Source organism: Streptacidiphilus albus JL83, assembly GCF_000744705.1.
Taxonomy (GTDB): domain Bacteria; phylum Actinomycetota; class Actinomycetes; order Streptomycetales; family Streptomycetaceae; genus Streptacidiphilus; species Streptacidiphilus albus.
In genome coordinates, this window is the sequence record NZ_JQML01000001.1 from 3,697,545 (window position 1) to 3,721,287 (window position 23,743).

Annotated in this window: 20 protein-coding genes and 2 pseudogenes; 8 read left to right on the forward strand and 14 right to left on the reverse strand. The window is 68.2% G+C overall.

Annotation, left to right across the window (positions count from 1 at the left end; all coding sequences use genetic code 11):
- Positions 1-9 precede the first annotated feature (9 nt).
- A complete protein-coding gene (locus BS75_RS15940; protein ID WP_042438447.1) occupies positions 10-645 on the forward strand; it encodes an acyl-CoA-like ligand-binding transcription factor in 636 nt (211 codons plus the stop codon).
- A gap of 21 nt (positions 646-666) precedes the next feature.
- Here the strand turns inward: BS75_RS15940 and BS75_RS15945 are convergent, their stop codons facing one another.
- Positions 667-1,578 carry a TetR/AcrR family transcriptional regulator gene (locus BS75_RS15945; RefSeq protein ID WP_081983294.1) on the reverse strand — a complete coding sequence of 304 codons (912 nt, stop codon included), beginning with the start codon at positions 1,576-1,578 and terminating at the stop codon, positions 667-669.
- 132 nt (positions 1,579-1,710) lie between these two features.
- On the opposite strand from BS75_RS15945, the gene BS75_RS15950 reads away from it, so the two are divergent.
- A complete protein-coding gene (locus tag BS75_RS15950) occupies positions 1,711-2,643 on the forward strand; it encodes an alpha/beta fold hydrolase (RefSeq protein WP_042438449.1) in 933 nt (310 codons plus the stop codon).
- A gap of 73 nt (positions 2,644-2,716) precedes the next feature.
- Here BS75_RS15950 and BS75_RS43380 read toward each other — a convergent pair.
- Together BS75_RS43380 and BS75_RS44320 are read right to left on the reverse strand one after the other, a co-directional pair.
- Positions 2,717-4,773, reverse strand: a pseudogene (locus BS75_RS43380) (thioredoxin domain-containing protein).
- A gap of 244 nt (positions 4,774-5,017) precedes the next feature.
- Positions 5,018-6,607, reverse strand: coding sequence for an endonuclease NucS domain-containing protein (locus tag BS75_RS44320; RefSeq protein ID WP_160312271.1), 1,590 nt, complete (start codon positions 6,605-6,607; stop codon positions 5,018-5,020).
- A gap of 745 nt (positions 6,608-7,352) precedes the next feature.
- Between BS75_RS44320 and BS75_RS15970 the strand changes: the two genes are divergently transcribed.
- A complete protein-coding gene (locus tag BS75_RS15970) occupies positions 7,353-8,846 on the forward strand; it encodes an AAA family ATPase (RefSeq protein ID WP_231607786.1) in 1,494 nt (497 codons plus the stop codon).
- The gene (locus BS75_RS15975; protein ID WP_034088710.1) at positions 8,846-9,697 is read left to right on the forward strand and encodes an HNH endonuclease; all 852 of its coding nucleotides are present in this window, start codon (positions 8,846-8,848) and stop codon (positions 9,695-9,697) included. Before BS75_RS15970 ends, BS75_RS15975 begins: the two co-directional genes overlap by 1 nt.
- A gap of 208 nt (positions 9,698-9,905) precedes the next feature.
- Here the strand turns inward: BS75_RS15975 and BS75_RS15980 are convergent, their stop codons facing one another.
- The 8 genes from BS75_RS15980 to BS75_RS16010 form a co-directional block, all read right to left on the reverse strand.
- Positions 9,906-11,129 (reverse strand): IS701 family transposase, encoded by a 1,224-nt coding sequence (locus tag BS75_RS15980; protein WP_081982015.1) that lies wholly within the window; start codon positions 11,127-11,129, stop codon positions 9,906-9,908.
- A 502-nt stretch (positions 11,130-11,631) separates the two neighbouring features.
- Complete coding sequence (locus BS75_RS15985; RefSeq protein WP_034087159.1) at positions 11,632-12,852, reverse strand: IS256 family transposase; 1,221 nt, start codon at positions 12,850-12,852, stop codon at positions 11,632-11,634.
- Between the two features lie 304 nt (positions 12,853-13,156).
- Entirely contained in the window at positions 13,157-13,396 is a 240-nt protein-coding gene (locus BS75_RS46470) for a hypothetical protein (protein WP_052069453.1), read from the reverse strand.
- A gap of 24 nt (positions 13,397-13,420) precedes the next feature.
- Complete coding sequence (locus BS75_RS43385; protein ID WP_052069454.1) at positions 13,421-14,344, reverse strand: IS701 family transposase; 924 nt, start codon at positions 14,342-14,344, stop codon at positions 13,421-13,423.
- 32 nt (positions 14,345-14,376) lie between these two features.
- Positions 14,377-14,721, reverse strand: a complete 345-nt coding sequence (locus BS75_RS15995) for a helix-turn-helix domain-containing protein (RefSeq protein WP_052440134.1) — start codon at positions 14,719-14,721, stop codon at positions 14,377-14,379.
- Positions 14,722-14,893: 172 nt separating this feature from the next.
- Positions 14,894-15,397, reverse strand: a complete 504-nt coding sequence (locus tag BS75_RS44330; RefSeq protein ID WP_052069456.1) for a hypothetical protein — start codon at positions 15,395-15,397, stop codon at positions 14,894-14,896.
- A 575-nt stretch (positions 15,398-15,972) separates the two neighbouring features.
- Positions 15,973-16,224: a DUF7848 domain-containing protein gene (locus BS75_RS16005; protein ID WP_034088711.1), complete on the reverse strand. Its 252-nt coding sequence runs from the start codon at positions 16,222-16,224 to the stop codon at positions 15,973-15,975.
- Entirely contained in the window at positions 16,224-16,601 is a 378-nt protein-coding gene (locus BS75_RS16010) for a hypothetical protein (protein ID WP_063771636.1), read from the reverse strand. Before BS75_RS16010 ends, BS75_RS16005 begins: the two co-directional genes overlap by 1 nt.
- 105 nt (positions 16,602-16,706) lie before the next feature.
- On the opposite strand from BS75_RS16010, the gene BS75_RS16015 reads away from it, so the two are divergent.
- Positions 16,707-17,912 (forward strand): helix-turn-helix domain-containing protein, encoded by a 1,206-nt coding sequence (locus BS75_RS16015; protein ID WP_331281425.1) that lies wholly within the window; start codon positions 16,707-16,709, stop codon positions 17,910-17,912.
- Positions 17,913-18,444: 532 nt separating this feature from the next.
- On the opposite strand, the gene BS75_RS16020 is transcribed toward BS75_RS16015, so the two are convergent.
- Complete coding sequence (locus tag BS75_RS16020) at positions 18,445-18,837, reverse strand: winged helix-turn-helix domain-containing protein (protein WP_231607787.1); 393 nt, start codon at positions 18,835-18,837, stop codon at positions 18,445-18,447.
- Between the two features lie 328 nt (positions 18,838-19,165).
- Here BS75_RS16020 and BS75_RS16025 point away from each other — a divergent pair, with 328 nt between their 5' ends.
- Genes BS75_RS16025 through BS75_RS16035 form a run of 3 tightly spaced genes read left to right on the forward strand, consistent with a single transcriptional unit; the run spans position 19,166 to position 22,352 of the window.
- On the forward strand, positions 19,166-20,845 hold the full coding sequence (locus BS75_RS16025; RefSeq protein WP_034088714.1) for a replication initiator: 1,680 nt from the start codon (positions 19,166-19,168) through the stop codon (positions 20,843-20,845).
- Positions 20,842-21,027 (forward strand): helix-turn-helix domain-containing protein, encoded by a 186-nt coding sequence (locus BS75_RS16030; RefSeq protein ID WP_034088715.1) that lies wholly within the window; start codon positions 20,842-20,844, stop codon positions 21,025-21,027. Before BS75_RS16025 ends, BS75_RS16030 begins: the two co-directional genes overlap by 4 nt.
- A complete protein-coding gene (locus BS75_RS16035; protein ID WP_034088716.1) occupies positions 21,027-22,352 on the forward strand; it encodes a tyrosine-type recombinase/integrase in 1,326 nt (441 codons plus the stop codon). The genes BS75_RS16030 and BS75_RS16035 overlap by 1 nt, the downstream gene beginning before the upstream one ends.
- Before the next feature lie 477 nt (positions 22,353-22,829).
- On the opposite strand, the gene BS75_RS16045 is transcribed toward BS75_RS16035, so the two are convergent.
- Together BS75_RS16045 and BS75_RS50310 are read right to left on the reverse strand one after the other, a co-directional pair.
- Entirely contained in the window at positions 22,830-23,240 is a 411-nt protein-coding gene (locus BS75_RS16045; RefSeq protein WP_231607788.1) for a polymorphic toxin type 27 domain-containing protein, read from the reverse strand.
- Between the two features lie 178 nt (positions 23,241-23,418).
- Positions 23,419-23,634, reverse strand: a pseudogene (locus BS75_RS50310) (HD domain-containing protein); the annotation flags it as partial.
- Positions 23,635-23,743 lie beyond the last annotated feature (109 nt).

The following is a 23,743-nucleotide window of genomic DNA, read 5'->3' on the forward strand; positions in this document are numbered from 1 at the left end:
ATCAGTGCCATGACCTCCGCACCACTGCACGACTCCGCAGGCATCGAAGAACTGCTCGGCGCCTCCCTCGGACTGCGTGAACGCAAGAAGCTGAAGACCCGCCGCGCGATCCGCGCGGCGGCCTTCCGCCGTTTCGCCGAGCAGGGGTACGAGGCCACCACCATCGACCAGATCGCGGGCGACGCCGACATCTCCCCCAGCACGTTCTTCAGGTACTTCCCCACCAAGGAGGACCTGGTCATCCGCGACGACTACGACCCGCTGCTGGAGTCCGCGCTGCGCGCCCGCCCGGCGAACGAGTCGCTGGTGGAGTCGATCCGCCACGCCATGATGGAGCCGCTGCGCGAGATCATCGCCGTCGACCACGACGACATGCTGACGCGGATGCGGATACTGATCGACAACCCGGTCGTCAACGCCCGCAACCAGGCCGAGATGCACCGCACCCGGGACATGCTGCTGAACGTCTTCTGCGAGCGCAACGGGCGCTCTCCGGAGGACCTGGAGCTCCGGGTCCAGATCGCGGCCTTCCTGGCCGCCACTTTCGAGACCATCCTCTACTGGGCCCAGCGCGACGGCCAGGACGACATCGTCACCCTGCTCGAACAGGCCCTGGATGCGGTCGCCAAGGGCTTCAACCACTGACCTCGGCCGCCTGCCGTTCCGTCAGGGCTGGAGCAGCCCCACCAGGACCCGGCGGATGATCCGGTCGAACTGCGACTCCGCCGCAGCCACGTCCGAGCCGGTCCCGACGGCCTGAGTCTGGGTCCGGGCTTGTGCCCGTGCCTGGGCCTGGGACTGGGCCTGGGCCTGGGCTTGTGCCCGTGCCTGGGACTGGGCCTGGGCCTGGGCTTGTGCCCGTGCCTGGGACTGGGCCTGGGCCTGGGCTTGTGCCTGCGCCTGCGCCTGCGCGGCCATCGCCGCCGCCAGCTGCGGGTGCCCGCCCCCCAGCGCGACCTGGGCCAGGTACTCCGCCTGGGTCTGCTGCCACTGCGGCACGCTCCGCCCGACGGAGCGCTGCGCCACCTCCATCCGCGCCAACTGCTGGACCAAGCCGCCGAGCACGCCGATCGCCTCGAACTTGACCCGGTTGTCCAGGTCGAGACCGGCCAGCGCGGCCAGCGCCCGCTCCAGGTAGTCGACGGCCCGGGGGCCGATCGGCTGGTGCGAGGCGACCGCCTCCAGCAGCCACGGGTGCCGCAGGTAGACGCCGTGACTTTCCCGGGCCAGCACCAGCAGGTCGCCCAGCCAGTCCCCGCCCGCGTCCCCGTCCCCTTCTCCGCCCCCGCCGCCGCCCCCGAGTCCGACGTAGCTGATCTCGCCGTTGACCTCGTCGGCCATCAGCTCGATCAGTTCGTCCCGGGTCTGGACGTACCGGTAGAGCGAGGCCGGCCCTGTCCCCAGGGTCACCGCGACCGCGCGCATGGTGACCGCCGCCAGCCCCTCCGCATCGGCCAGTGCGACTGCGGCCGCCGCGATCCGGCTGCGGCTGTACTCGGGAGCCGGGCCGCGTCCGGCGCGTTGCGGGCGCAGCCAGATGCTGCCGCCGGCCGGCCCCGTCGAAGTGACCTCACCCATCCGGCCCACACCTCTCTCCGCTCTCCCCTTGAATCTGCGAACGCCGTATGCAGTATAGTCAACAGCAGCTACTGCGAACATGAATCGCAGTTAGGCCCGCCATGGGCCCGTGGGAGAGGAAGCGTGGTCGACATGCGCGACGTCCGGTCAGTCCCGCAACCCCGGCAGCGTTGCTGGGCCCCCACCCGCCATGCCCGGCACGACGACGTGGAGATCGCCTACGACCGGCTGGAGGGCTCGCGCGGCGAGCCCCTGCTACTGGTGATGGGCCTGGCCACGTCCAGGTTCTGGTGGCCCGACGGCCTGTGCGCGGCCTTCGCCGAGGCCGGCTTCGAGGTCGCCCGCTACGACCAGCGCGACGCCGGCCAGTCCACCCGGATGCCCGACACCAGTACCGGCAACCCCTTCAAGGCGCTGTTCGGAAAGCGCGGCGAGGCCTACACCTCCGAGGACATGACCGACGACGCGATCGCCGTCCTGGACGCCCTCGGCTGGCAGCGGGCCCACGTCTTCGGCCACTCCCTGGGCGGGCTGATCGCCCAGCGGCTCGCGCTGCGACACCCCGACCGGATCCTCAGCATCACCTCCTCGGGCGCGCTGCCCAGCGACGTCGCCGGGCTCCGGGTCCTGCGGCACCTGCGCTTCGGGCTGCTGGCCAAGCTCGCCCGGACCAAGTTCCCCCAGGGTAGGGAGGGCGACATCGCGGCCGGGATGGCCGTCCGGCGCGGCATCGCCTCCCCCGGCTACCCCTTCGACGAGGCGGCGGCCCTGGCCTGGATCGAGGCCGAGGCCGACACCGGCCCGCGCGACGCCAAGGCGCAGAGCCGACAGGTCGGCGCCCAGTGGCACGGCCCCGCGCTCGCGGAGCTGCGCCGGCCGACGCTCGTCCTGCACGGCGAGCAGGACCCGATCCTGCGGGTCAGCGCCGGGCGCGCCACCGCCCGGAGCGTCCCCGGCGCCCGGCTGGTCACCTTCCCCGGCGTCGGCCACGACCTCCCCGAGCCACTGTGGCCGAGGATCGCCCGCGAGGTCCGGGACAACGCGACCGCCGGCGAGCTCAGCTGAGCTCAGGTCAGCAGAGCCCGGATCGGCTCAGCCTCGCCGTCAGCTCAACCGCGCCGTCAGCTCAGCCTCGCCGTCAGCTCAACCTCGCCGACAACTCAGCCGGATCCGTGACCGGCGCGTCGCAGCTGAAGTGGCGGCAGACATAGGCCGCCGGCCGCCCGCCGACCAGCGGACGGTCGGCCAGCAGCGGCACGGAGCCGTCCGGGCCCACGCCTCCGGGCTCGCCCACCGCGACCACCGCGCCCGGCGCGGTGGCGTGCAGCGCGGCCCGGCGCAGCGCGGCGGTCGCCGGGTCGCCGTCGGGACCGACGATCGCGATCTCGCGCGGACCGTCCACCCAGGCCTCGGCCACGGCCAGGCCCCAGCCGATGAAGCGCGGTACCCGCCCACCCAGCGCGGTGACGACGCCCAACGCCCGCTCCGCCGCCGTGCGGTGCCGGGCCGACCCGGTCAGCGCGGCATAGCCGAGCAGTGCACCGGCGGCAGCCGTCCACCCGGAGGGCGCGGCGTTGTCGGTGGGATCCTGCGGCCGTCGGATCAGCTGCTCGGCGTCGTCGGCAGTGTCGTGGAAGGACCCTGACTCGGGCTCGGCGAAGTGGTCGAGCACAGTGTCCAGCAGCCTCCCGGCCGCGGTGAGCCACCGCGCGTCGCCGGTGCACGAGTAGAGCGCGAGCAGGCCCTCGGCGGTGTCGGCGTAGTCCTCCAGCACCCCGGCGTTGGACCCCGCCCGTCCGTCCCGCGAAGTGCGCAGCAGCCGTCCCCCCTCCGTCAGGTGAACGGTCGTCAGCAGTTCGGCGGCGGCTACGGCCGCCTCGACGTACTCGGGCCGGTCGAGCAGCGCGCCGGTCTCGGCCAGCGCCGCGACCGCGAGCCCGTTCCAGGCCGCGACCACCTTGTCGTCCCTGGCCGGACGCGGCCGCAGCTCGCGGGCGGCGCGCAGACGGGCCCGAACGCTCTCGTACCAGTCCGGATCCTCGGCGTCCTCGGGCAGTTGCAGCACCGACATGCCGTCCTCGAAGCTGCCCAGCGCCGTCACCGCGAACAGCGATGCCGCCCGCGCCCCGTCCTCGGGCCCGAGCACCCCCGCGAGCTGGGCGGGCGTCCAGGCATAGAAGACGCCCTCGTGGTTGTGCCCGTCCGGGCCGGGGCTGTCGGCGTCCAGCGCGGAGGCGAATCCGCCCTCCGGCGTGCGGAGTTCGGCGAGCAGGAAGTCGGCGGTCTCCACCGCGACCCGACGGGCGAGCGAGGAGCCGGTCGCCCGCCAGAGGTGCAGATACACCCGCAGCAGCAGCGCGTTGTCGTAGAGCATCTTCTCGAAGTGCGGAACGACCCAGTCGGCGTCGACGGAGTAGCGGGCGAAGCCCCCGGCCAACTGGTCGTAGATCCCACCGCGCGCCATCGCCGCACAGGTGTCCCCCGCCATCCGCAGAGCGGCCTCCGAGCCGGTCGCGGCGTGGTGCCGCAGCAGGAACTCCAGCACCATCGACGGCGGGAACTTGGGCGCCCCACCGAAGCCGCCGCGCTCCGCGTCGTACTCACGCGCCAGCACGACCACCGCCTCGTGCAGGTCCGCCTCCGTCGGTGGCCGCTTGCCCGCCGCGCCGTAGACATCGCCCCGCGACGCCAGATCAGCCGTGATCCGCCCGGCCACCTCGGCGACCTCACCCCGCCGCTCCCGCCAAGCGGCGTCCACCCCCTCCAGCACCTGCCGGAACGAGGCCAGCCCGTGCCGGGGCTCGGGCGGAAAGTAGGTGCCGAAGTAGAACGGCTCGCCCGCGGGCGTGAGGAACACGGTCATCGGCCACCCGCCCTGCCCGGTAGCCGCCTGCACCGCCTCCATGTAGACGGCGTCGACGTCCGGCCGCTCCTCCCGGTCCACCTTGACCGGCAGGAAGCGCTCGTTCAGGTAGGCCGCCAACTCCGGATCCTCGAACGATTCATGAGCCATCACATGGCACCAGTAAATTAGTAGAAGCATAAGTGACAGGACGCATAGCCCACACTCAAGAGGATGGGCACGTCCCGTCGCTTCGCTTCATTCATCGCCTCCTCTCCCCATGGCCACCAATCCACTGGGTTGGAGGCGTGCTGGAGTAGGTACGGCGACGTCGCGTCTGCGAGTCGGTTCATACCCGCATCCTCCCACGGTCCCAAGCGTCCAGCCCAGCTTCCGGAAGACTGATGGCGGACCCGTCACCCCCACCTGCCAAAGGCGCTCGCCACGGCCCGGCTTCAAGGCTTTGGCCAACACCATTGCCCAGCATCTGGCCGGGGCCGAGCAGACGGCCGTAGCACCTCCGCTGATGTCACAGCTTGGCGAGCCGAGTGAGCGGTGGCCGAGACGGCGCTGGTCGGTGGAGGAGCCTCCGTGGCGTCAACGCCTGATGTCCAGGCAGGTGAGGTACTCAATGCGGAGCGCATTGACCTCATGGCAGTACATCTTCAGAAAATCGTGAAGGGGCACAAAGTCCCCTCTATAGGTGTTGAGCTGCAAGGCCATGAGAAACTCCGGATCGTTGGACGAGTAGCGGCTCGCCCGCCCATCCTCGACCAGCCAGAGGCCGCGCTCATCCCCTGGGGCTGGGCCCCCCGAGTGGTCACTGGTGATTTCGAGGAACGTGTAGGTCAGCCCGAGCCGGCGGACCAAGTCCAGGTCGCTCACCCAGGTGGCGCCTCCGTACCGGGTCACCATCCAGCTGACAGGATCGCTGTAGACCTCGTGCGCGAAGTGATGGAAGCCAGGTGCACCACCCATGCTGTTTGTGCACAGCCTGCCCTCGACGACGGAGCTACTGCCGTCGGAGAAGCTCGCGACAGCCGTGATGCGTGGTTCCCACCGGGCGAGCTCGTCCGGCCATCCGTAGACGACGGTCTGGATGAGGTCACAGGGGTTGTAGATCCACAGGAAGACGTCGATGTCCCCTGGCTGCTGGGCTACTCGCTCCAGCCAAGCTCGGACGAGCACTTCCCAAACGGGGTTACCCCCGAGGCTGGTCATGGCCTGCTCCACGAAGGAGCGCCATCGGCTCGCGATCCGGCGATTCACGGCCCCGATGAACTTGACGTGCCCGTCCCCCCGGTCATGACCGGCGAGCATCAGCAGCCAGTCGCGTTCCTCGAACGCGCCGTTGTTCACGGCGAACGCCCCCGCGCCCCGATATCCGGTGATGTCCCAATTGGGATTATCGAGCAGAGTGTCCAGCACTCCCGGGTGAGCCGACTCGACACTCACGCAGCGGACGCGAGCGTTGATTTCACAGAGTGCCTCATACTCGGCCGGGTGCTCCGCGGCGTAGCCTTCCGCCTCCGAGGCGTCCGACAGCACACTCCCCCACTCGACAGTGCCGATGCCCAGGTAGAGGCCATAATGCGCGACGACAGTGTCCATGTCGTTGACGCGATCGAAGTCGGCGGCGAGTAGGTGGGGTGCACCGATCTCGGTAGCGACCCGCTGGATGTGCCTCCACCCGCGGTCGCGGTCCTGAGGAGTCGCGTAGAGGTATATGCAGTGCACCGGCGTGACGTACTGTTCCACCGGCGTGGGAAGCAGGCTGACTCGCTCGACGCTGAGTGTTCGGTCCTCATGAACCTGGAGCTCGTAGCCCCGAAGGTCATGGCTCCAGTCACGGGCCATGTTGCTCACTGGCACGAGCAGTTCGCGCCAGTCTGTCGACACGATGAGCGCACGGATGCGGTCCGGGGCGACCTGCTTGTCGCGCTGCAGCAACTCTGCATACTTCGCCACTTCGTGCAACGCCTCACGCGAGGTGGACGTCGAACGCTTCAACTCGATGATCACCCATAGGCCGTGCCGGTCGCGGGCGAGGATGTCGATCTTTCCCCTCGTGTGGAGCGGCCGGTCGCTCAGCGGAAACTCGCGTCGAACGAGAGTCAGTCCTGGTTCGAGGACGTCAAGCTGCTCCGCCAAGAGGTCACGGATCTCATGTTCGGGTAACGCCGTCATGAGCGAAGACAGTAGCGGCATGCACTGACAGGAGATCGGCGGCCGTGGATCAATGGTCGTGCGCGGCGCAGACGGCCCGCGCCTGCGATCGTCGGTGGCGCGGCCCGCGGGGCCCGGTTCCTGACCCCGGCCCCGCCTGCGGCTGAGTGGTGCAACGCCACCAGCGTTACGGGACAACGATTAGCCGCCAGCCTGAACCGCCAACCGAAGTAACGCACGCGTTCTTCGGCGAAGGCCACCGCAACATGAACCCGTGAGGAAACCGGAACACGGGAACTCCGGGAGAACAGCAGTCAGGCTGGGTCTTCAACTGGTCCCGCGCAGGGGGAAGCCGTGCCCGCTGCTGACGGCTGGCCTGAGCAGTCAAACGCGCTCGATCACGCCGACTGTTGTCGCGGCTCCGCCGCCCCGATCGGTGACTCCTCCGTAAGAACTCGGCTACTCCTCCAGTCGAGTCGGGGGGCCGGGCAACAGGAGCAACAGGGCTCGACAGGATTCTGGAACCGGAGGGTGGCCTTGAGGGCGGACTCGACGTCGTGGCCCATGGCGTCGGTGATGGACAGGTGCAGGGTGTGGTGCACGCCATCCGCTCCGGCACTTCCCGGTGCCAGCTGGCGGCTCACCAACCGGGTCGCCGTAGGATCGGTGCGCCAGCACGAGGCAGGCAAGAGAGCAGGAGCACGCTGTGCATTTCATGGTCTTGGACGGGCCGGGGCACGTTCCCGCGAGAGGTCCACGCCCCTGGGTGCTCCTGCGCAAGGAAGCATGGGACGACTTCGGATACCGCACCCTGTTCGGGCTGTCGATCGCCGACTCCGACGGCACCGTGCACCAGATCGGCCAGGTCAAAATCGGCCGGCTCGGCATGGACGGTCACGAGAACGGCGACCCGGACGTGCCACGGAACTTCAACTCGCTCGACGACACGCTCTTCTCCGTTGGACAGGACGACACGTACTACGAGCGGCTGCGCCAGCTCGGTGACGACATACGTCGGGGCGTCCTGATCGGCCTGCGTGACATGGCCTTCGACAACAGCATCTTCGAAACCGCCCGCGACCAAGAGGTGACACGGACCTCGCTGTGGCGGTTCGTGAAGCCGTTCATGATCGAAGAGCAGTTCCGGCGCATCGCACGCGACGGCGACCGCGTCACGCCCTTTCACGTCTCCTACGAGGGCCCCGCGCCGGCCGCCGCAGACACAGGCGGCCTTGAGCTGTCCTTCCGGGTGACACCACACAGCCAGCCCTCCAGCAACATCCACGTGCTTACTGGCCGGAATGGGGCCGGCAAGTCCGTCCTGCTCAACCGCCTGGCCCGAGCGGTCGCCGACCCAGAAGCCGACCCCTCCGAGGTCGGCCGCGTCATCGAGGACAGTCGAGGCCAGCGCCGGTCTTTCGGCAACCTCGTCAGCGTCTCCTTCAGCGCCTTCGACGACCTGCCCCTCCTCCCGCACGACGAGTCGTTCCCCACCACCCACGTCGGCCTGCGCATGCCTTCAGGCGGCACGCGGGCTCCACGCGTCAAGTCCCAGTGGCAGCTGAAACGGGACTTTGCCGAGAGCGTCGAGGCATGTCTGACCGGCGAGCAAGCGCACCGCTGGATCAGCGCGTTGCGGACACTGACATACGCTGGCAGCGGTCTGCTTGCCGAGGACTGGCTGGAAGACTTCCAGGCGACACGCAGCCCCAATAGCCGGCGGGCCAAGGCCCGCAAGCTGTTCGCCTCCCTCAGCTCCGGCCACAAGGTCGTACTGCTGACTGTGACCCGGCTGGTCGAGCACGTCGGCGAGCGCACCCTCGTCATCATCGACGAGCCGGAGACCCACCTCCACCCGCCCCTGCTGTCGGCCTTTGTCCGGGTACTGTCCAGCTTGATCTCGGACCGCAACGGGCTGGCACTCATCGCCACCCACTCCCCCGTGGTCTTGCAGGAAGTCCCCGCCCACTGCGTCTGGAAGCTGCGCCGCTACGGTGACCACGTCGTTGCCGACCGCCCCGAAACCGAGACGTTCGGGGAGAACGTCGGTGTCCTCACCCGCGAGGTCTTCGGCCTGGAGGTCACCGCCTCCGGCTTCCACGGGGAACTGAACCGCCTCGTCGACGACGGGGAATCCTTCGGCAGCATCCTGCAACGGTTCGGCGGCCGGCTCGGCGGCGAGGCACGCATGATCGTCCGGTCCCTGATCGCTCTACGCGACCTCGGCGATGACGCCTGGGCACCGGAGGAACCGTCCTGATGTGGCCGATCCCGCAACCCGACCTCGACGCCCGAAGCGTCTACGCCACCTGCGTCTCCAAGACCCGCCCCGCAAAGGTCAAAGCCCGTCTGGAACTGTTGGAAGACGCCGTCGCTGCCGCAGCCGACGAGTACGAGAAGGCTGCCGCCACCGGGTCACTTCACGCCCTGAAGCACTTGAAGGACCAGCCCGACGGCAACGACCCTGCCAAGGGCGACAACAAGAAGCTCACCAGTTGCTACACGAGCCGCATGGCCCGCAAAGGCAGCGCAGGCCGGGAGATCTACAACCAGCTGATCAAGAGCGCCCGCCGGGGACGCTGCCCGCTGTGCGGGCACGGGTTCGCCGACACCATCGACCACCAGCTCCCCAAGATCGCCTACCCGCTGCTCGCGGTCACCCCGGCCAACCTCGTCCCCGCGTGCCTGCCCTGCAACAAGGCCAAAGGCGAAGCGATACCGGCCCTGGCCGAGGAGCAGACACTCCACCCCTATTTCGACGATGTCAGCGGCCAGGTGTGGCTGGCAGCCCGCCTCACCCCGCCACCGGAGCCGGGCGTCATCTTCTTCGTCGCCCCGCCCGCCGACTGGTCGGCGACCTTGAGCGCTCGCGTCCAGCGGCACTTCACCACCTACAAGCTCGCCAGACTCTACGCGGCACAGGTGGGTACCGAACTGGCCGCACTCAGCGACTATCTGCGCGGCAAGCCGTACCGGGCCGCCATCGACGAAATCCATGACCGGGCCGCAAGCTACGGAAACCGAAACTCCTGGCAAGCTGCCCTCTATCGAGCCTTGGCCGCCAATCCCTGGTTCATCAAGACCGGGTGCCTCAGTGCATGGGAGGAATAACCGCCCACAGGGCCCTGGTTTGCCGGCTGCTAGTACTACAGCCGGTGGTTTTACGGTGAGTGAGCGCGGGCGGTTCGGGTGCGGTAGTGGCTGTGGCGGGCCCGGGTTTGGTGGCGGGTGCGCCAGCGGTGCCAGTGCATGGTCAGCCAGGTGCGGGCGGTGCGCACTGGTGCCTGGACGATGCGGTCGTACAGGCGGCGGATCTCGTTCACGGTCGGGGGTCGACTGTCGGTGGACGGTGCGGTATTAGCCGGCTCCGGACGTCGGCCAGGAAGGCCATGGCGAGCATGCATACGGTGGTGTGCCGGTACCACGAGCACCATTTGCGTACCTCGTGCTCATCGAGTCCGACCTGGCCCTTGGCCACCTGGAAGGACTCCTCGACCATCCAGCGCTGCCCGGCGGCGGTCACCAGTGCGGACAGGGTGGTGCCGGTGTCGGCGTGGCACAGGAAGTAGGCGACCTCGCGGACCAGTTCGCCGGTCTTCTTGTTCACCTTGTTCGGAACGGTGGAACGCCGGATCAACAGGTGGCGCTCCAACTCCAGATCAGTGTGGGCGAGTTGGACGATGGCCCAGTCGTAGTCGCGCGGGCCCTTGGCGCCGTCGGCGCACGAACGGCGCTCGAAGACGTCCTCGGGCACGGCCGCGTACAGTTCGCGGGCCTGGCGGGTGCGCCCGTCGGGCAGTGGCAGCGCCTCGTCCTTGGGGATGGCCAGCACGTAGCGGATGCGTTGTTCCTCCAGCCAGGCACGCAGGGCGCGGGCCTGGCCGTAGACCTCGTCAGCCAGGAAGTAGGAGAACGGGACCCCTGCCCGCACGGCGCGTTCCACCATCCGCCGGGCCAGTTCCGGCTTGGTGGCCACTTGCGTGGCGCGCTCGGGCGGGATGCCCTGCTCGGCACTGCGCCGTTCATGTTCGGCGGTGGTTCCAGCCCATGTCCTCCCGAGGTAGAGCTCGCGGTCGATCAGTGTCCGACCCCGGCTGGATCCGTAGGACAGGTGGACGCTGACCTGGGCGTTCTCGATCCGGCCTGCGGTTCCGGTGTACTGCCGCTGCACCCCGGCGCTCTTGGTGCCCTTCTTGATGTCACCAGTCTCGTCCGCGATGAGTACCGCATCCGGGGCGGTCAGGGCGGCGACGGCATAGTCCCGGACCCGGTCGCGCAGTTCGTCCGCGTCCCACGCCGCCTTGGCCAGGAAGCCCTGCAGCCGGTCGGGGTTGGGGTGACCGGCGAACTCGGCCAGCTGCCACAGGTTCTTGCGCGGCACCTCAGCCAGCAGCCCGCGCATCATCGCCCGCAGGTTCTCCCGCGAGGCCGGGCGGGCGAACACATCGTCCACCGAGGCACACAGCGCCTCCAACTCACCCTCCATGGAACGGACATCAGCCTCGCTCAACTCGCCCGTCGGCACCGCACCTGGCGGCAGCATCACTCCCACGAATGGAGTAACGAGCCAGCCGCCATCACGTCACGTGAACAACCGGCTGTAGTACTAGAAACAATAAGGATGCGGCCGAAGGCGCCTTCCGGGACGCTCTTGCGATGTTGGGCGCATCACTGCTGGAGCCGGTATACCTCGGCGCAAACGAACCGCACCGGGTTCGTTGCCCCAGGGGGCATGAATGCCGCCCCAGGCCGGCGTTAGTGAGAAAGGGCTCCGCCATCTGCCAAATCTGCACCGGGCGGGACCCAAAGATCGTCGAAGCGAAGTTCAGGGCCCGGGTCGCGGAGTTGGGGGGCGTTGTCCTTGAGCCGCAGTGGCTTGGAGCGACCACGCCGCATCGAGTTCGATGCGCCCAGGGCCACCTCAGTGCTCCATGGCCGTCCGGCGTCCAGCAGGGGCAAGGGATCTGCCGTGTCTGCGCGGGAAAGGACCCAAAGACCGCCGAGGTCGTGTCCCTTGGAGTGGTGTAACGGTCGCATGCCAACGGTTAGGCGGTGGGCGGTAGTTCGTCGGGGGTGTGCGAGTCGGGGTAGATCTTGTCCATGCTGCCTTCGGGCAGGTAGCGGCGCGGGAAGGCAATCCATTCATCGTGCATCTCGAAGAGCACGGCGGTGACCAGTCGTAGGAGCGCGTCGTCGTTGGGGAAGACCTGGACGACGTCGGTCCGGCGCTTGATCTCGCGGTTGATCCGCTCCAGGGGGTTGGTCGACTGGATCTTCTTCCAATGTCGCTCCGGGAACGCCGCGAAGGCGGTCAGGTCGTCCTTGGCCTCGATGAGCATCTGCCTGACCTTGGGGAACTGCTTGCCGAGCATGTCGGCGACGGTGTCGAGCTGAGCGCGGACGGCGTCCTGGTTCGGCTGGGCGAAGACCGTGCGGATGGTCGCGGCGACCATCTCCGCCGCCTCCTTCGGGATCACGGCGAAGACATTTCTCAGGAAATGGACGCGGCATCTCTGCCAGGCCGCGCCGAGCATGACCTTGCGGATCGCCTTGACCAGGCCGGAGTGGCTGTCGGAGAGGACCAGGCGGACCCCGGCCAGGCCGCGTTCGCGCAGGGAGCGCAGGAACTCGGCCCAGAACGCCTCGGTCTCGCTGTCTCCGATCATCACGCCCAGGACCTCGCGGCCGCCGTCCTCGGTGATGCCGGTGGCCACGACCACGGCCCGGGAGACGATCTGGTGGTTCACCCGCGCCTTGCAGTACGTGGCGTCGAGGTAGACGTAGGGGAAGCGGGTGTGGTCCAGCGGCCGGGTGCGGAACGCGACGAGCTGTTCGTCCAGGCCGGCGCAGATGCGGGAGACCTCGCTCTTGGAGATGCCGCTGTCCGCGCCGAGGGCTTTGGCCAGGTCGTCGACCGAGCGGGTGGACACACCCAGGACGTAGGCCTCCATGATGACCGCGTAGAGCGCCTGGTCGATCCGCCGGCGCCGTTCCAGCAGTACGGGGAAGAAGCTGCCGGTGCGGACCTTGGGGATGGCCAGGTCCAGGTCGCCGGCCTGCGTGGTCAGCACCCGCTCGCGGTGGCCGTTGCGCCAGGTGGTGCGGGCATCGGTGTGCTCGCCGGGCTCGGCACCGATCCGTGCGGTGGCCTCCGCCTCGATCAGCTCCTGCAGGATCCGCTGGGCCAGGACCCTGATCAACTCAACTCCGTCGGCCGTACGCAGTGACTCCGAGAGCCGCAACAGGTCAGACTGGGACAAGGCCATCGCACACCTCTCATCAACGAGCTTCGCCACTCGGAGAGTTGCGCGATGGCTGCCCCATGACCAGGGGTCATTCCAAGATCCCTGCTACACCACTCGGCGGGACGCCATCCATCGTCAGAGAAGCACGCGCCAACCGCCACCAAGACGGTCAGGCCGCATAAGGAAGGCCTCTACGATTCCACAGGGCTGAGTCATGGTCCTTGACCTACAGGCGTGTGTTCGTCGGGAGTGCGGTGGCAGCTGGGGCAGCGCCAGAGGGTTGCGATGAGTTCGGTCTGTGGGAGGGACACGACCTGGTAGAGGTTCAGGTCGTGTCCCGGCCTTTTGGGTTGAGGTGCTGCTCCAGACAGAACAGGTGAGCGGCGGATACCAGGGCGGCGTGGTGGTGCAGTCCGCAGTAGGTCCGTCCTTCGTAGTCGCCCAGGCCCAGGGTCTGTTCCATCTCGCGATAGTCGGTCTCGATGTTCCAGCGGCTGGTGGCATGCTTCACCAGAACCGACAGCGGGGTGTCGGGGGGCAGGTCGGTGATCCAGGAGCGGAACACCCCTCCGCCGTGCTTGTGCCGCCACTAGATCAGCAGGGTGCGTCGGGGCAGGACCCGGTCCCCGCTCTCGGCGACGTGCCCGCGTTCGATGATCCCGGCGATATGGACGGGGATCGCGACGAACCAGCCAGCGTGGGCCCGGTGGTCCGCGCTCTTGGGGCGGTACACATAGCGGGCGGCGCGGTATCGGTTGTCCCTGGCCAGGTCGTCGACCGCGATCGAAGGGCGTCGCTTGGCCCAGGCCGTGACCGGTGCACCGGTGGCGGGCAGGACGACGGTGTCGCCTTGAACGGCGACGAGCCAGGGGATCTTCCGCTGGGTGAGCCCGGCGCGGAAGGCGGTGTTGGTGCCGTAGTCGCTGTCTGCGATGACCAGCGGCGGCACGAGTCCCCACTGACCGAGCTCGTCGATCAGGTCCAGGGCGATCCGCTGCTTGGTCCGGTGCCCGGTGCCGGCGGGAACCCCTGCTTTCGCGCACCGGGCAGGGTCCGCCGCCCAGCTCTCCGGGAGGAACAGGCGCCAGTGCAGTGGCGTCGATCCCAGCCGGGACGTGGCGTGGACGGACACCGCGACCTGACACAGGTGCTGCTTGCGTTCGCCGCAGTGCTGCACCATGGCTCCGGCGGTGCCGTGGCCGTAGCGCACGAAGGGATGGTCGTCGATCAGCCAGGCCGACGGATCGAGCAGGGCTACCGCCCGTGCCGCGACTCGGCGCATGACCTCCGTGTAGTCCCAGGTGGACTGGGCGACGAAGTGGCCCAGGTTCTGGGCAGGGATGCCCAGACGGGTCGCCATCGGTTCCACCGACTTACGCCTGCCGTCGAGCATCAGACCGCGTAAATACTGCTGCCCGTAGGCACGTTGACCCCGGTAAGCCAGGTACTTGAAGACATCCGTGGTGAACTCGGCGAGGTCCGCGTCCAGCGCGGACATGGTCTGCACGTCCATCTCCCCACCATCGCGCCGTCAACCCTTATCCGTCAGCCGTGCCGACAGATCCAGGACCATGACTCAGCCCTGTTCCAGGGGATTGACACCCGGGCGATCCGCGCCAACGTCCACCACTGGTCCTCCCAGCCGAACGCCTGCGCCCCTCTCTTCAGCTCAGCCAGCACGGCCTCCTCCTGCTCCAGCGTCAGATACGCGGCCGCCCCGCCGACATGCCCCACCAGTGCGTCCGCACCACCTGCCACCCAGGCGGCATGCCACTGCCCGACCGCCTGCCGGGACACCCCCAGCAACCGACCGATCTCCGCCTGCTTCACACCCTGTTCGAACAGCTCGGCAGCCAGCATCCGCCGCCGCTCAAGATCAACCGGCCCCATCCGGGCCGACCTCGAAGTACCCATACCTGACTTATGCCAGCCCTGACAGATCGTCAAGCACCTCACTAAAGATCAGTACTGCCGTCAGACACCTCTGCGGCCCCACCGAAAGCTATCTCGGTGGGGCCGCAGACTTTTCCCAGCTATATTCTTCCGCTGTCTGACAGAAGAACTATGCGTTACCTGAAGCCCAACTGGAAAATGGCTGACCCTGGGCAATTGGAGAACCGATTACGGCAAGGGAGACTGCAAAGTCCATGGCCAGCTTGGAGAGCATTTTTTCCAGCTCTTTTCTGCTCACGCTCTCAATACTAGGCTTCGGCACCCAATCCGTCCTCGACAGACAGCGGATCTCCACCAAGTCTCCCTTGGGGGTGAATTCCAAGGTTCGCTCAATGCCCTGAGAATACATGTCAAGCTCCGCATGACTTTGCATTCTGATCCGCGCGATGAGATCAGGCAACTGCTCAATGAAGGCCGAGAGGTCATATGCAACATCCACGGGCCATTCGAGACTGCCAAACCCCTGGATGTGAAATCGGCAGTCAGTGTCCCCGAGCATGCCGCAGGCCGCCATGACCAGGCTCTCAAAGTCATCCTCAACCTCTAGGGTGATCGGCGCCCCAGAGGTCAGCGATGACGAAGATGGCCGCTCCAGAGTGCAGCAAAATCCCATCGAAAACTCCTTCTATCCGGGCCCGAGGATCGGAAAGGCCGTCTTATACAGGCCACCTGGGCCCGGCACCAGGGTAGCGGCCCCGGCCGGAACAATGCTGCCATCCGGCATAATCACCTGTCCCAAGCCTTCGGGAATTTGAACCGACCTAGGGCCAGCGCCCTCAACGTGCACACCCTGCAAGAATTCAGCAGCCGCATCATTATCCAGCCACTGGCCCTGCTGATTCCCAGTACTACGAGCACGGTCAATCAGACTCTGAGTGTTCTTTGTGCCAGCGCCATGAGTTTTGAATGTGTGGCCGAATGTCTTAGTTCTCTTGGATGACCAGTTCACGCAGTCCGTATTATGAACAAGTACGGGTGTGGTACCGGCCAGTACATAGTACGTGTGGCACGGCGGCCTGCTCTACCTGCTTCTTCGCAGGTCAGCGGCGCTTTGATGGTCCATCGGGGTCCGTGATTGTGCGCCCGTGTCCGTGGTTGTTGCCGTCACTACTGCCGTCAGAGGTATAGACCACTTGCTCTCGACGGCACCCCGTGCCGACCTCGGTGAGGTGTGGGCGCTCGGGGGCCTCACTTCCACTCTCCGGGCTCGGCACGGAGGGTGGCGCGGATGGTCCGCTCGTAGGTCGCGTGTCCGGTCTGCGCGCAGTGCGCGGCGATCCAGCGGGTCAGTTTCTCGGGGGTGTGCATCGGGCCGGAGGCGGCTCCGCAGTCCTGCTCCTCTCCGGTGACGCAGACGGCCTCGAAGGTCGGCAGCGCCATCGGGTCCAGGACGGTGGTGACGGTGTACTCGCGGAACCGGTAGCGAGTGGTCGTGCCCATCAGCGCGCTCCCTGCTCGTCAGAGCCGTCGGCCTCGGCCGTGTCCGACGGGAGGGGGATGCGCTGGCCTCGCGAGTCCGCGACCCTGAGCGCGTCCGACAGGGCCTCGGTCAGCCGACAGGCCAGCCACCGGGACTCGACGTCCGTCAGTGCCCGCGCTCCGGAGGCCAGAACACCCCGGGCGTGGTCCAGCAGTTCCTGGCCCATGGTGAGCTGGACCTCCTCGATGCCGTCAGCGAGTGCCGCCAGGTAACCCCCGCCGTCGGTGCTCAGGTAGCAGGGGTGTCCGTCCGGGTTGGCCCAGGGCAGCAGACGCAGTTCCTCCGCTTCGGGCTCCACCGTGCTCGTGTCGAACAGGTGTGTTGCCTCCTCGGGCATGCTGCTGTCCCTTCCTCAGTTCGGCTCTGTCGGTTCAGGGTCTCGTTGGCTGGAAGCTTTCGGAGTAGCCAGCGTGTCTGCCTGGCTGTCTGCCAAGCTGGCCGAGTGGTGCGGGAATCGGTCGGTGAACTGGTGCGGCGGCTGCGCCTGGCGCGGGGGTGGAGTCAGCAGCGGCTGGCCGACGCGCTGGCCCAGGCCGCTCCCGGGCGTATCCCGCCGACGCGCAACGACGTGTCCCGCTGGGAGATCGGCACACGGTCCCCGCGCGAGTGGCTGCCCTTCCTCGCGCTGGTGCTGGAGGTGCCGCGCGAGCTGCTGGAGGCGGCCAAAGCCGTCCCACCGCCCGCGCCCACGCCGCGCGTGCCGACCGTGGCCGACTTCCTGCCCGAGGGCGACCCGCTGGCCCCGCTCAGCGCAAGTAACGGTCGGCGGATCGGAGCGGGGCAGGTCGCCGACCTGGCCCGGCGGGTGCACGGCCTGCGGCTGGCCGACGACGTCGTCTACGGCAAGGACCTGATCGCACCGGCCCTGCGTGAACTGCGGGCAGCGGTGACGCTCTACCGCGAGGGCACCCACACCGAACGGGTGGGCCGTGAACTGCTACAGGCGATTGGCGAATTGGCGCAGATCGCCGGTTGGGTCGCCTCGGACGCGGGCGAGCGCGCCGAGGCGGAGCGGATCTACCGGCTCGGGATCAGCGCTGCCCGTGCCGCCGGGGATGGCGTCCTGTCGGGCAATGTGGCGGGCTCGCTGGCCTACCACTGGAGCAACACCGGACGTGCTCGCGACGCCGTTGACCTGGCTACCGCCGCCGTCGAGGAGGCCGGTCCCGGTGCTCCGGCGAAGGCCCGCGCGCTGTACCTGGACCGGGTGGCCTGGGCGCACACCCGTGCCGGCCAGGACCGCCCAGCGATGACCGCCCTCGGCCGAGCCGAGGAAGCCCTGGCCCAGGACTCCGCTGGCACCGAATCGCCGTCGTACCTGTACTGGATGGACGCCGGGGAACTCCGGGTCATGGAGGCCCGCGTCTACACCGAGCTGCATCGGCCCCTGCGCGCCGTCCCACTGCTGACTGACGTCCTGGAGAAGTACGACGCCAGTCACGCGAGGGAGTTGGCCCTGTACCTGTCCTGGCTGGCCGTGGCCTACGCTGATGCGAACGAGCCTGAGGCGGCGGCGGGGACGGCTGGCCGGATGCTCGCCCTGGGGCAGAGCGGCAGCGAACGCACCACCGAGCGCACACGGATCGTGCTGGACCGGTTGCGAGCGTTCCGCGACGTCCCCGGGGTCGCCGAGCTGCTGGCGTCCTGATCGTTCCGATCGCGCTGGGGGCGAGTTCGGACTGCTGCTTGCGAGGTCTCTGCACTCGGCGGGATTGCACACGGTCTGATCGCTCGGCACAGGAGCGGTCGGCGGGTCGGGGGAGCCCCGGCGCGGCCCGGGTGGCGTCGGATACCGCCCACGGCGGGCCCGGCGGTGGCAGCGGAGGGTCGGACCCCTGGCCGACCCTGTGCCCGCGATCCGACCGTAGGACGGTCGCGGGCGACAACTTGCTCCGCCAGGAGCAAGGAGTCCCTACCGCACAACTTGCTGCGCCCGGCCCTGGTCGGCTGGGGTAAGCATCGCTTGCCCCACAACTAGCTCCTATCGGGAATCAGTCGAGCCCCGCTCGCATCCTCGGCTGACCACTCCCCGCCGACGCCAGTGGGGGCCTTGGTTGCTGCCATCGCCCTGGCTCGGTCGGCGACGTCGGGCCACCTCCAGCGGGCCGGGCCCGCCTTGAACCTCGTAGAGAAAATCTGGACGCACACCCACGGCCCCTGGCCCTCCAGAGGCCGACGGGTCAGTGGTCTCGCTCGGTGACGCCCTTCTCCAGTGCTTCGACGCGGCCCTGCAGGCTGGTGAGCTGTTCGAGCGTCCGGGCCAGTGCCAGCTCCAGCGCCTCGACCCGAGCCGCCGTCCCGCCCACCGACCCGTTCCCCGCCTCTCCGTCACCTGAGTCACCGTCGGCGTCGGAGTAGGCGACGAAGGCCCCCTTGCCGGGACGGGAGATCGCGTAGCCGTCCTGCTTCAGCAGGGCCATGGCCTTCTGCACGGACAGGCTGGAGGTCCCATACTCCGCCATCAACACAGCCTGCGTCGGCAGCGCGTCCCCCGGCTTCAGCCCGCCGGACCGGATCCGCTCCCGCAGTGCCTCGGCGATGACCTCGAACGTCAGCAGCACCGTGCCGCCCACCGGCCTGCGTCCCCGCCGCCTGACTGTCACCGCAGGCCACCCGCCCTCTCCGCGCCACTACCACCGAAATCCGGCCCGTCCAAAACGGGAAACCGGGGCCACAGTACTCGTGTCCCCACCGCCCACCGAAACAGATGAGGAGGGATGCACTTGAATGCGCGCTTGAAGCGATGCTACCTTCACGCACCGCTGGCGAACACCACCGCTGACCAGGACAGACGTCCCCGGCCCACCGCCCGCGCCCGCCGTCACGCGCACCGTTCCCCCGCGCGCTGACCACTCGGGTCGCCTCTCCTCTTCTCCCGACTCCTGCCGGAGGTCTGTCCCCATGCCCGCACAGCTCCAACTCCCCTCCCCCACAACCACCTCCGCTCCCGCTAACCGGGCGTTCGCCCCACCGGCGCTCGCCAGGAGCGCCGACACGTCCGGGAACAGGGACCCGGCTCTGGAACGCCGGGCGCGCCTGACGGCCCGGCTGGCCAAGCTCGCCGCCGCCGGTCACCTCGCACCCCTGGCCCGGCAGATCGGCTCGCTGGGCGGCTGCACCCGCCCGATCCGCATGACCGGACACCGCACCCGCCTGGACACCGCCACCGGTCAGATCCTTGACCACCTCGACACCCGCCACCTGCCCGCCGGCGAACTCCTGCTGCGCTGCGGCAACCGCCGCGCCACCCGCTGCCCCTCCTGCTCCACCCTCTACCGCTACGACACCTACCAGCTCATCGCCGCCGGACTACGCGGCGGCAAGACGGTTCCGACCAGCGTCGCCAGCCACCCGCGCGTCTTCGCGACCCTTACCGCCCCCGGCTTCGGCCCCGTCCACAACCAACCCGGCGCATCTTCGTGCGCGTGCGGAGCCCGGCACGGTGACGGCGACCCGCTGCTCGGGACGCCGCTGAACCCGGCACGGTACGACTACACCGGGGCGGTCCTTTGGAACGCCCACGCCCCCGCCCTGTGGGCCCGATTCACCACCCACCTGCGCCGCGAGATCGCCAACGCCGCCGGACTCACCCAACGCACCCTGCGCCACCACGCGACCCTCTCGTACGCCAAGGTCGCCGAATACCAGAAGCGCGGACAGATCCACTTCCACACCGTCATCCGCCTCGACGGACCCACCGGCCCCAGCAGCGCCCCGCCCGCCTGGGCCACCACCGGGCTCCTCGACCACGCCGTCCGCGCCGCTGCGAAGCGGACCCGTGTTCAACCTCAACGTCTCCCCCGCGCCGGGGAGACTGACGGGGTGCAGCCGTCGGAGTCCACGGTGTTCCGGTTCGGGCGGCAGATCGACGTCCGCGCGATCCGCAGCACCGACTTCACCGACGGTGCCCCTGTCACCGACCGGCACGTCGCCGCCTACATTGCCAAGTACGCCACCAAGGGAGCCGAGACCACCACCGGCACCCTCGACCGCCGACTGCGCTTCCTGGCCGAACTCGCCCGGCACGACCTCACCGACCACGCCCGCCGCATGATCCACACCGCCTGGCACCTCGGTGTTCGCCCCGAGCACGCCCACCTCCGCCTGCGGCAGTGGGCCCACATGCTCGGCTTCCGAGGCCACTTCTCCACCCGCACCCGCCACTACTCCACCACCCTCACCCACCTCCGAGCCGAACGCACCGCCTGGCGCACCCGCCAAGACGACGCCCAAGAGCGGGCCGGCGAGGGCCAGCCAGTCACTGACCGGCACAGTGACCGCACTGACCGCGCTGACCTGCCCGCCGGTCACATCGACCCCAACGCCGGTCACCGCAACGGTCGACGCACAGAGAGCGGGCGACGCGTCGGCACGGACACGACCCTGGTGATCTCCCACTGGCAGTACGCCGGAACCGGCCTCCTGCCCGAACTCGCCCACCTTGCCGATCTCCTGACCGCCGCACGGAACTCCCGGCCCGAGCGACCGACCCGCTCCCGGAAAGCACGACCCTCCGGTGACCGGGCCGGTCACTCCACCGACCCGCTGACCGCCCCTGTCCACAGTGAGGTGACCGCGTGACCGCCGACACCGAACTGCTCACCGTCCCCGAGGTCATGGCCCGCCTCAAGATCAGCCGCTCAACCGTCTACGACCTCATCCGCACCCGGCAGCTCGCCTCCATCACCATCGGCCGCGCCCGCCGCATCCCCGCACATGCCCTGTACGCCCTTGTCCACCACCAACTCGAAGAGGCAGCCTGATGACCACCCCCGACACCAACCCCACCACCACTCCCAGTACTGGCTCGCGCAGGGTCCGCGCCAACGGCGACGGCACCGTCTACCAGCGCAAAGACGGCCGCTGGGAAGCCGCCGGATACGTCCTCGCAGCAGGCGACACCCGCAAGCGCATCCACGTCTACGGCACCACGCGGAAGGAGGCACTGGCGCTGCTGACCGAGAAGGTCGCCACCAGCAACCGCGGCATCCCCGCCCCCACCGCGCAGGGCAGCGTCGCCGCGTTCCTCACCTACTGGCTGGAGACCGTCGCCGTCCACCGGCTCCGCGAGAACACCCACACCCGCTACACCGCCTGCGTGCGCCTGTACGTCATCCCCGGCCTGGGCAGGAAGAAGCTCGCCAAGCTCACCGCCAAGGACGTCCGCACCTGGCTCGACCAACTCCGCACCACCTGCCAGTGCTGCACACGTGGCTACGACACCGCCCGCGACCAGCCCCAGTGCTGCGCCGTCGGCGAGTGCTGCCGCAAGCGGCTGTCCCCGCTGACGCTCGCCTACGTGCACTCCGTGCTCAAGTCCGCCCTGGAGCACGCCGTCCGCGAAGAGGAGATCCCCCGCAATGTCGCCCGCAATGTCCGCATGGGCACACCCCGACCCCGCCGCTTCGAACCCCTCACCGCCGAAGAAGCACGCGCGCTCCTGACCGCCACGAGCGGTCACCGGCTGAGCGCGCTGTTCGAACTCGCCCTGCGCACCGGACTGCGCAAGGGCGAACTCCTCGGCCTGCGCTGGGAAGACCTCGACCTGGCCGGCGGAACCGCCAGCATCCGCCGCACCCTCCAACGCACCAACAGCGGTGGCCTTGTCGCCCTGCCCACCAAGACCCAGAGCTCGGAACGGCGCATCGCCCTGCCCACCGAATGCCTGCACTCCCTCGAACAGCACCGCGAGCGGCAGGCCCGGGAACGCGAGGCGGCGGGGGCCAACTGGAGGGCGAGCGGCTACGTCTTCACCCGGCCCGACGGCTCACCGATCGAGGGAGCCACGCTCACCCGGCACTTCAACGCCCTCCTCCGCCGGGCCGCCCTGCGGCGCATCAGGTTTCATGATCTCAGGCACTCGGCGGCCACTCTCCTCCTGGAGCAGGGCGTGGAGCTTGTCGTGATCAAGGAGCTGTTGGGCCATGCCCACATCGGCGTGACCGCGACGGTGTACGCCCACGTCCGGCTCCGCCTCCAACGCGACGCCATCGACGTCCTCGGCCGCGCCCTCCGCGAGCCGGACCAGCCCGCCACCCGACCCGACGACGGCCATGAACCACCGCTTTGTGCAGCACCCGTCCGCTGACGTTGCCGTCAACTACTGCCGTCAGGCACCCGTGCACGACGCAAAGGCCCCGCTGGAATTCGATTCCAGTGGGGCCTTCTGATGCATTTTTAGGGAGTTCCAGTCATGTGGCCAAACCAAGACGGATCGTTCAATCCACCTTCATCCTCATGCCACTGCGGGGGCGCCGATACCACGAAGCTCTTCAGATCTCCCCCAAGAGCGAATAGGCGACCCGGACGCACCTCGAACCCATAGTCGAGGCTAATCTTCTGGCACTCTTCATCGCTTGCCCGACGGATAATCAGCCCATCGTAACTGGGACGGAGAAGCATGATACTCACAGCCCCGAAATGAAGGTCGATCCGCGTAGCGGGAGGCATGTCCCTGGTGCTACGAAGCAGCAGCCTCCGATGGCTGACCGTATATTGCCAGACTTTGAAGTACCTATCCGAGCGGTAGATCTCGCCCGCTACCTCATCGAGCATTGACCTGCTCCTACCAGTTGGGTTCAGGGACGTTCACGACGCTTCCGCCGCCGTCATAGAAGGTGATGTTACCCCAGTCGAGATTCCCCATCTGGACCTGAACGCCCACCTGCCCCATTTCCCACTGAGTCGCCTTCCAGTCACTTCCGCGCCCAGCCTTGTAGGCACTCATGAACTGCTCCTCTGGGGTCGCACCGTCGAACCCCTTGAGAGAAATAGCAACCTTGCCATTGCTACGAAGTACGTTCGAGACCTCTGCCTGCCACTGGGCAAACGGCTTTCCATTAACCTGGCCGACCACCTGAGCATAGTCATCACCATTAAAGGTGTAGCCACCCTCAAGCTGCTTCGCCAAGGCATCCGAGTGCTCACCAATTCCCAGCACCATTGTTCCGTCGCAGCCACTGGAATTGTGGACCAAGATCGGCGTGGTACCGGCCAGTACATAGTACGTGTGGGGCTTTTACGGTGGTGGACGACCTCTGCGACCGAGGTACATGCGTTCTACCTGGGGTTTCTTATGGGGTTGGTGGTGATGGTGGGTCAGGTGGTTGCGTGTGACGGCAACGGTGACGGCAACGCGGGCTGACGGCAGCGGCTTACTGGGCGGTGGGGGTCTCGCCGAGGGCGGTGCGGAGCCAGTCGAGGGAGTCGGTGGCGAGGAGGGCGTCGGCGAGGGCGATGCCGGTTTTGGTGGTGAGGCGGGCGCGGCTGTTGTCGATCCAGCGTTGGGCGTTGGTGTGGCCCTGGGCGCGGTACTCGACGCCCTGGAGGAGGCATTCGAGCTTGTCGGCGTCGCGGGCACACAGTGCTTCAGCCTCGGATATTCAGCAGAGAATGCGAGCTGACGCACCGACAGCAGAAGGGTGCCTCCCACCTGCGATGATCTGATTGCTGAGATCAAGAACGCCGCAGAGAAGAGAC

Excerpts from the sequence above, each read along its gene's own strand:
- BS75_RS16025 (WP_034088714.1), top strand. The coding sequence starts at position 19,166 with ATGCCCGCACAGCTCCAACTCCCCTCCCCCACAACCACCTCCGCTCCC.
- BS75_RS15975 (WP_034088710.1), top strand. The coding sequence starts at position 8,846 with ATGTGGCCGATCCCGCAACCCGACCTCGACGCCCGAAGCGTCTACGCC.
- BS75_RS43385 (WP_052069454.1), bottom strand. The coding sequence starts at position 14,344 with ATGGACGTGCAGACCATGTCCGCGCTGGACGCGGACCTCGCCGAGTTC.
- BS75_RS16035 (WP_034088716.1), top strand. The coding sequence starts at position 21,027 with ATGACCACCCCCGACACCAACCCCACCACCACTCCCAGTACTGGCTCG.
- BS75_RS44330 (WP_052069456.1), bottom strand. The coding sequence starts at position 15,397 with ATGGGATTTTGCTGCACTCTGGAGCGGCCATCTTCGTCATCGCTGACC.
- BS75_RS15980 (WP_081982015.1), bottom strand. The coding sequence starts at position 11,129 with ATGCTGCCGCCAGGTGCGGTGCCGACGGGCGAGTTGAGCGAGGCTGAT.
- BS75_RS15945 (WP_081983294.1), bottom strand. The coding sequence starts at position 1,578 with ATGGGTGAGGTCACTTCGACGGGGCCGGCCGGCGGCAGCATCTGGCTG.
- BS75_RS15985 (WP_034087159.1), bottom strand. The coding sequence starts at position 12,852 with ATGGCCTTGTCCCAGTCTGACCTGTTGCGGCTCTCGGAGTCACTGCGT.
- BS75_RS15940 (WP_042438447.1), top strand. The coding sequence starts at position 10 with ATGACCTCCGCACCACTGCACGACTCCGCAGGCATCGAAGAACTGCTC.
- BS75_RS16005 (WP_034088711.1), bottom strand. The coding sequence starts at position 16,224 with ATGGGCACGACCACTCGCTACCGGTTCCGCGAGTACACCGTCACCACC.
- BS75_RS15995 (WP_052440134.1), bottom strand. The coding sequence starts at position 14,721 with ATGGGGCCGGTTGATCTTGAGCGGCGGCGGATGCTGGCTGCCGAGCTG.
- BS75_RS15950 (WP_042438449.1), top strand. The coding sequence starts at position 1,711 with ATGCGCGACGTCCGGTCAGTCCCGCAACCCCGGCAGCGTTGCTGGGCC.
- BS75_RS16010 (WP_063771636.1), bottom strand. The coding sequence starts at position 16,601 with ATGCCCGAGGAGGCAACACACCTGTTCGACACGAGCACGGTGGAGCCC.
- BS75_RS44320 (WP_160312271.1), bottom strand. The coding sequence starts at position 6,607 with ATGACGGCGTTACCCGAACATGAGATCCGTGACCTCTTGGCGGAGCAG.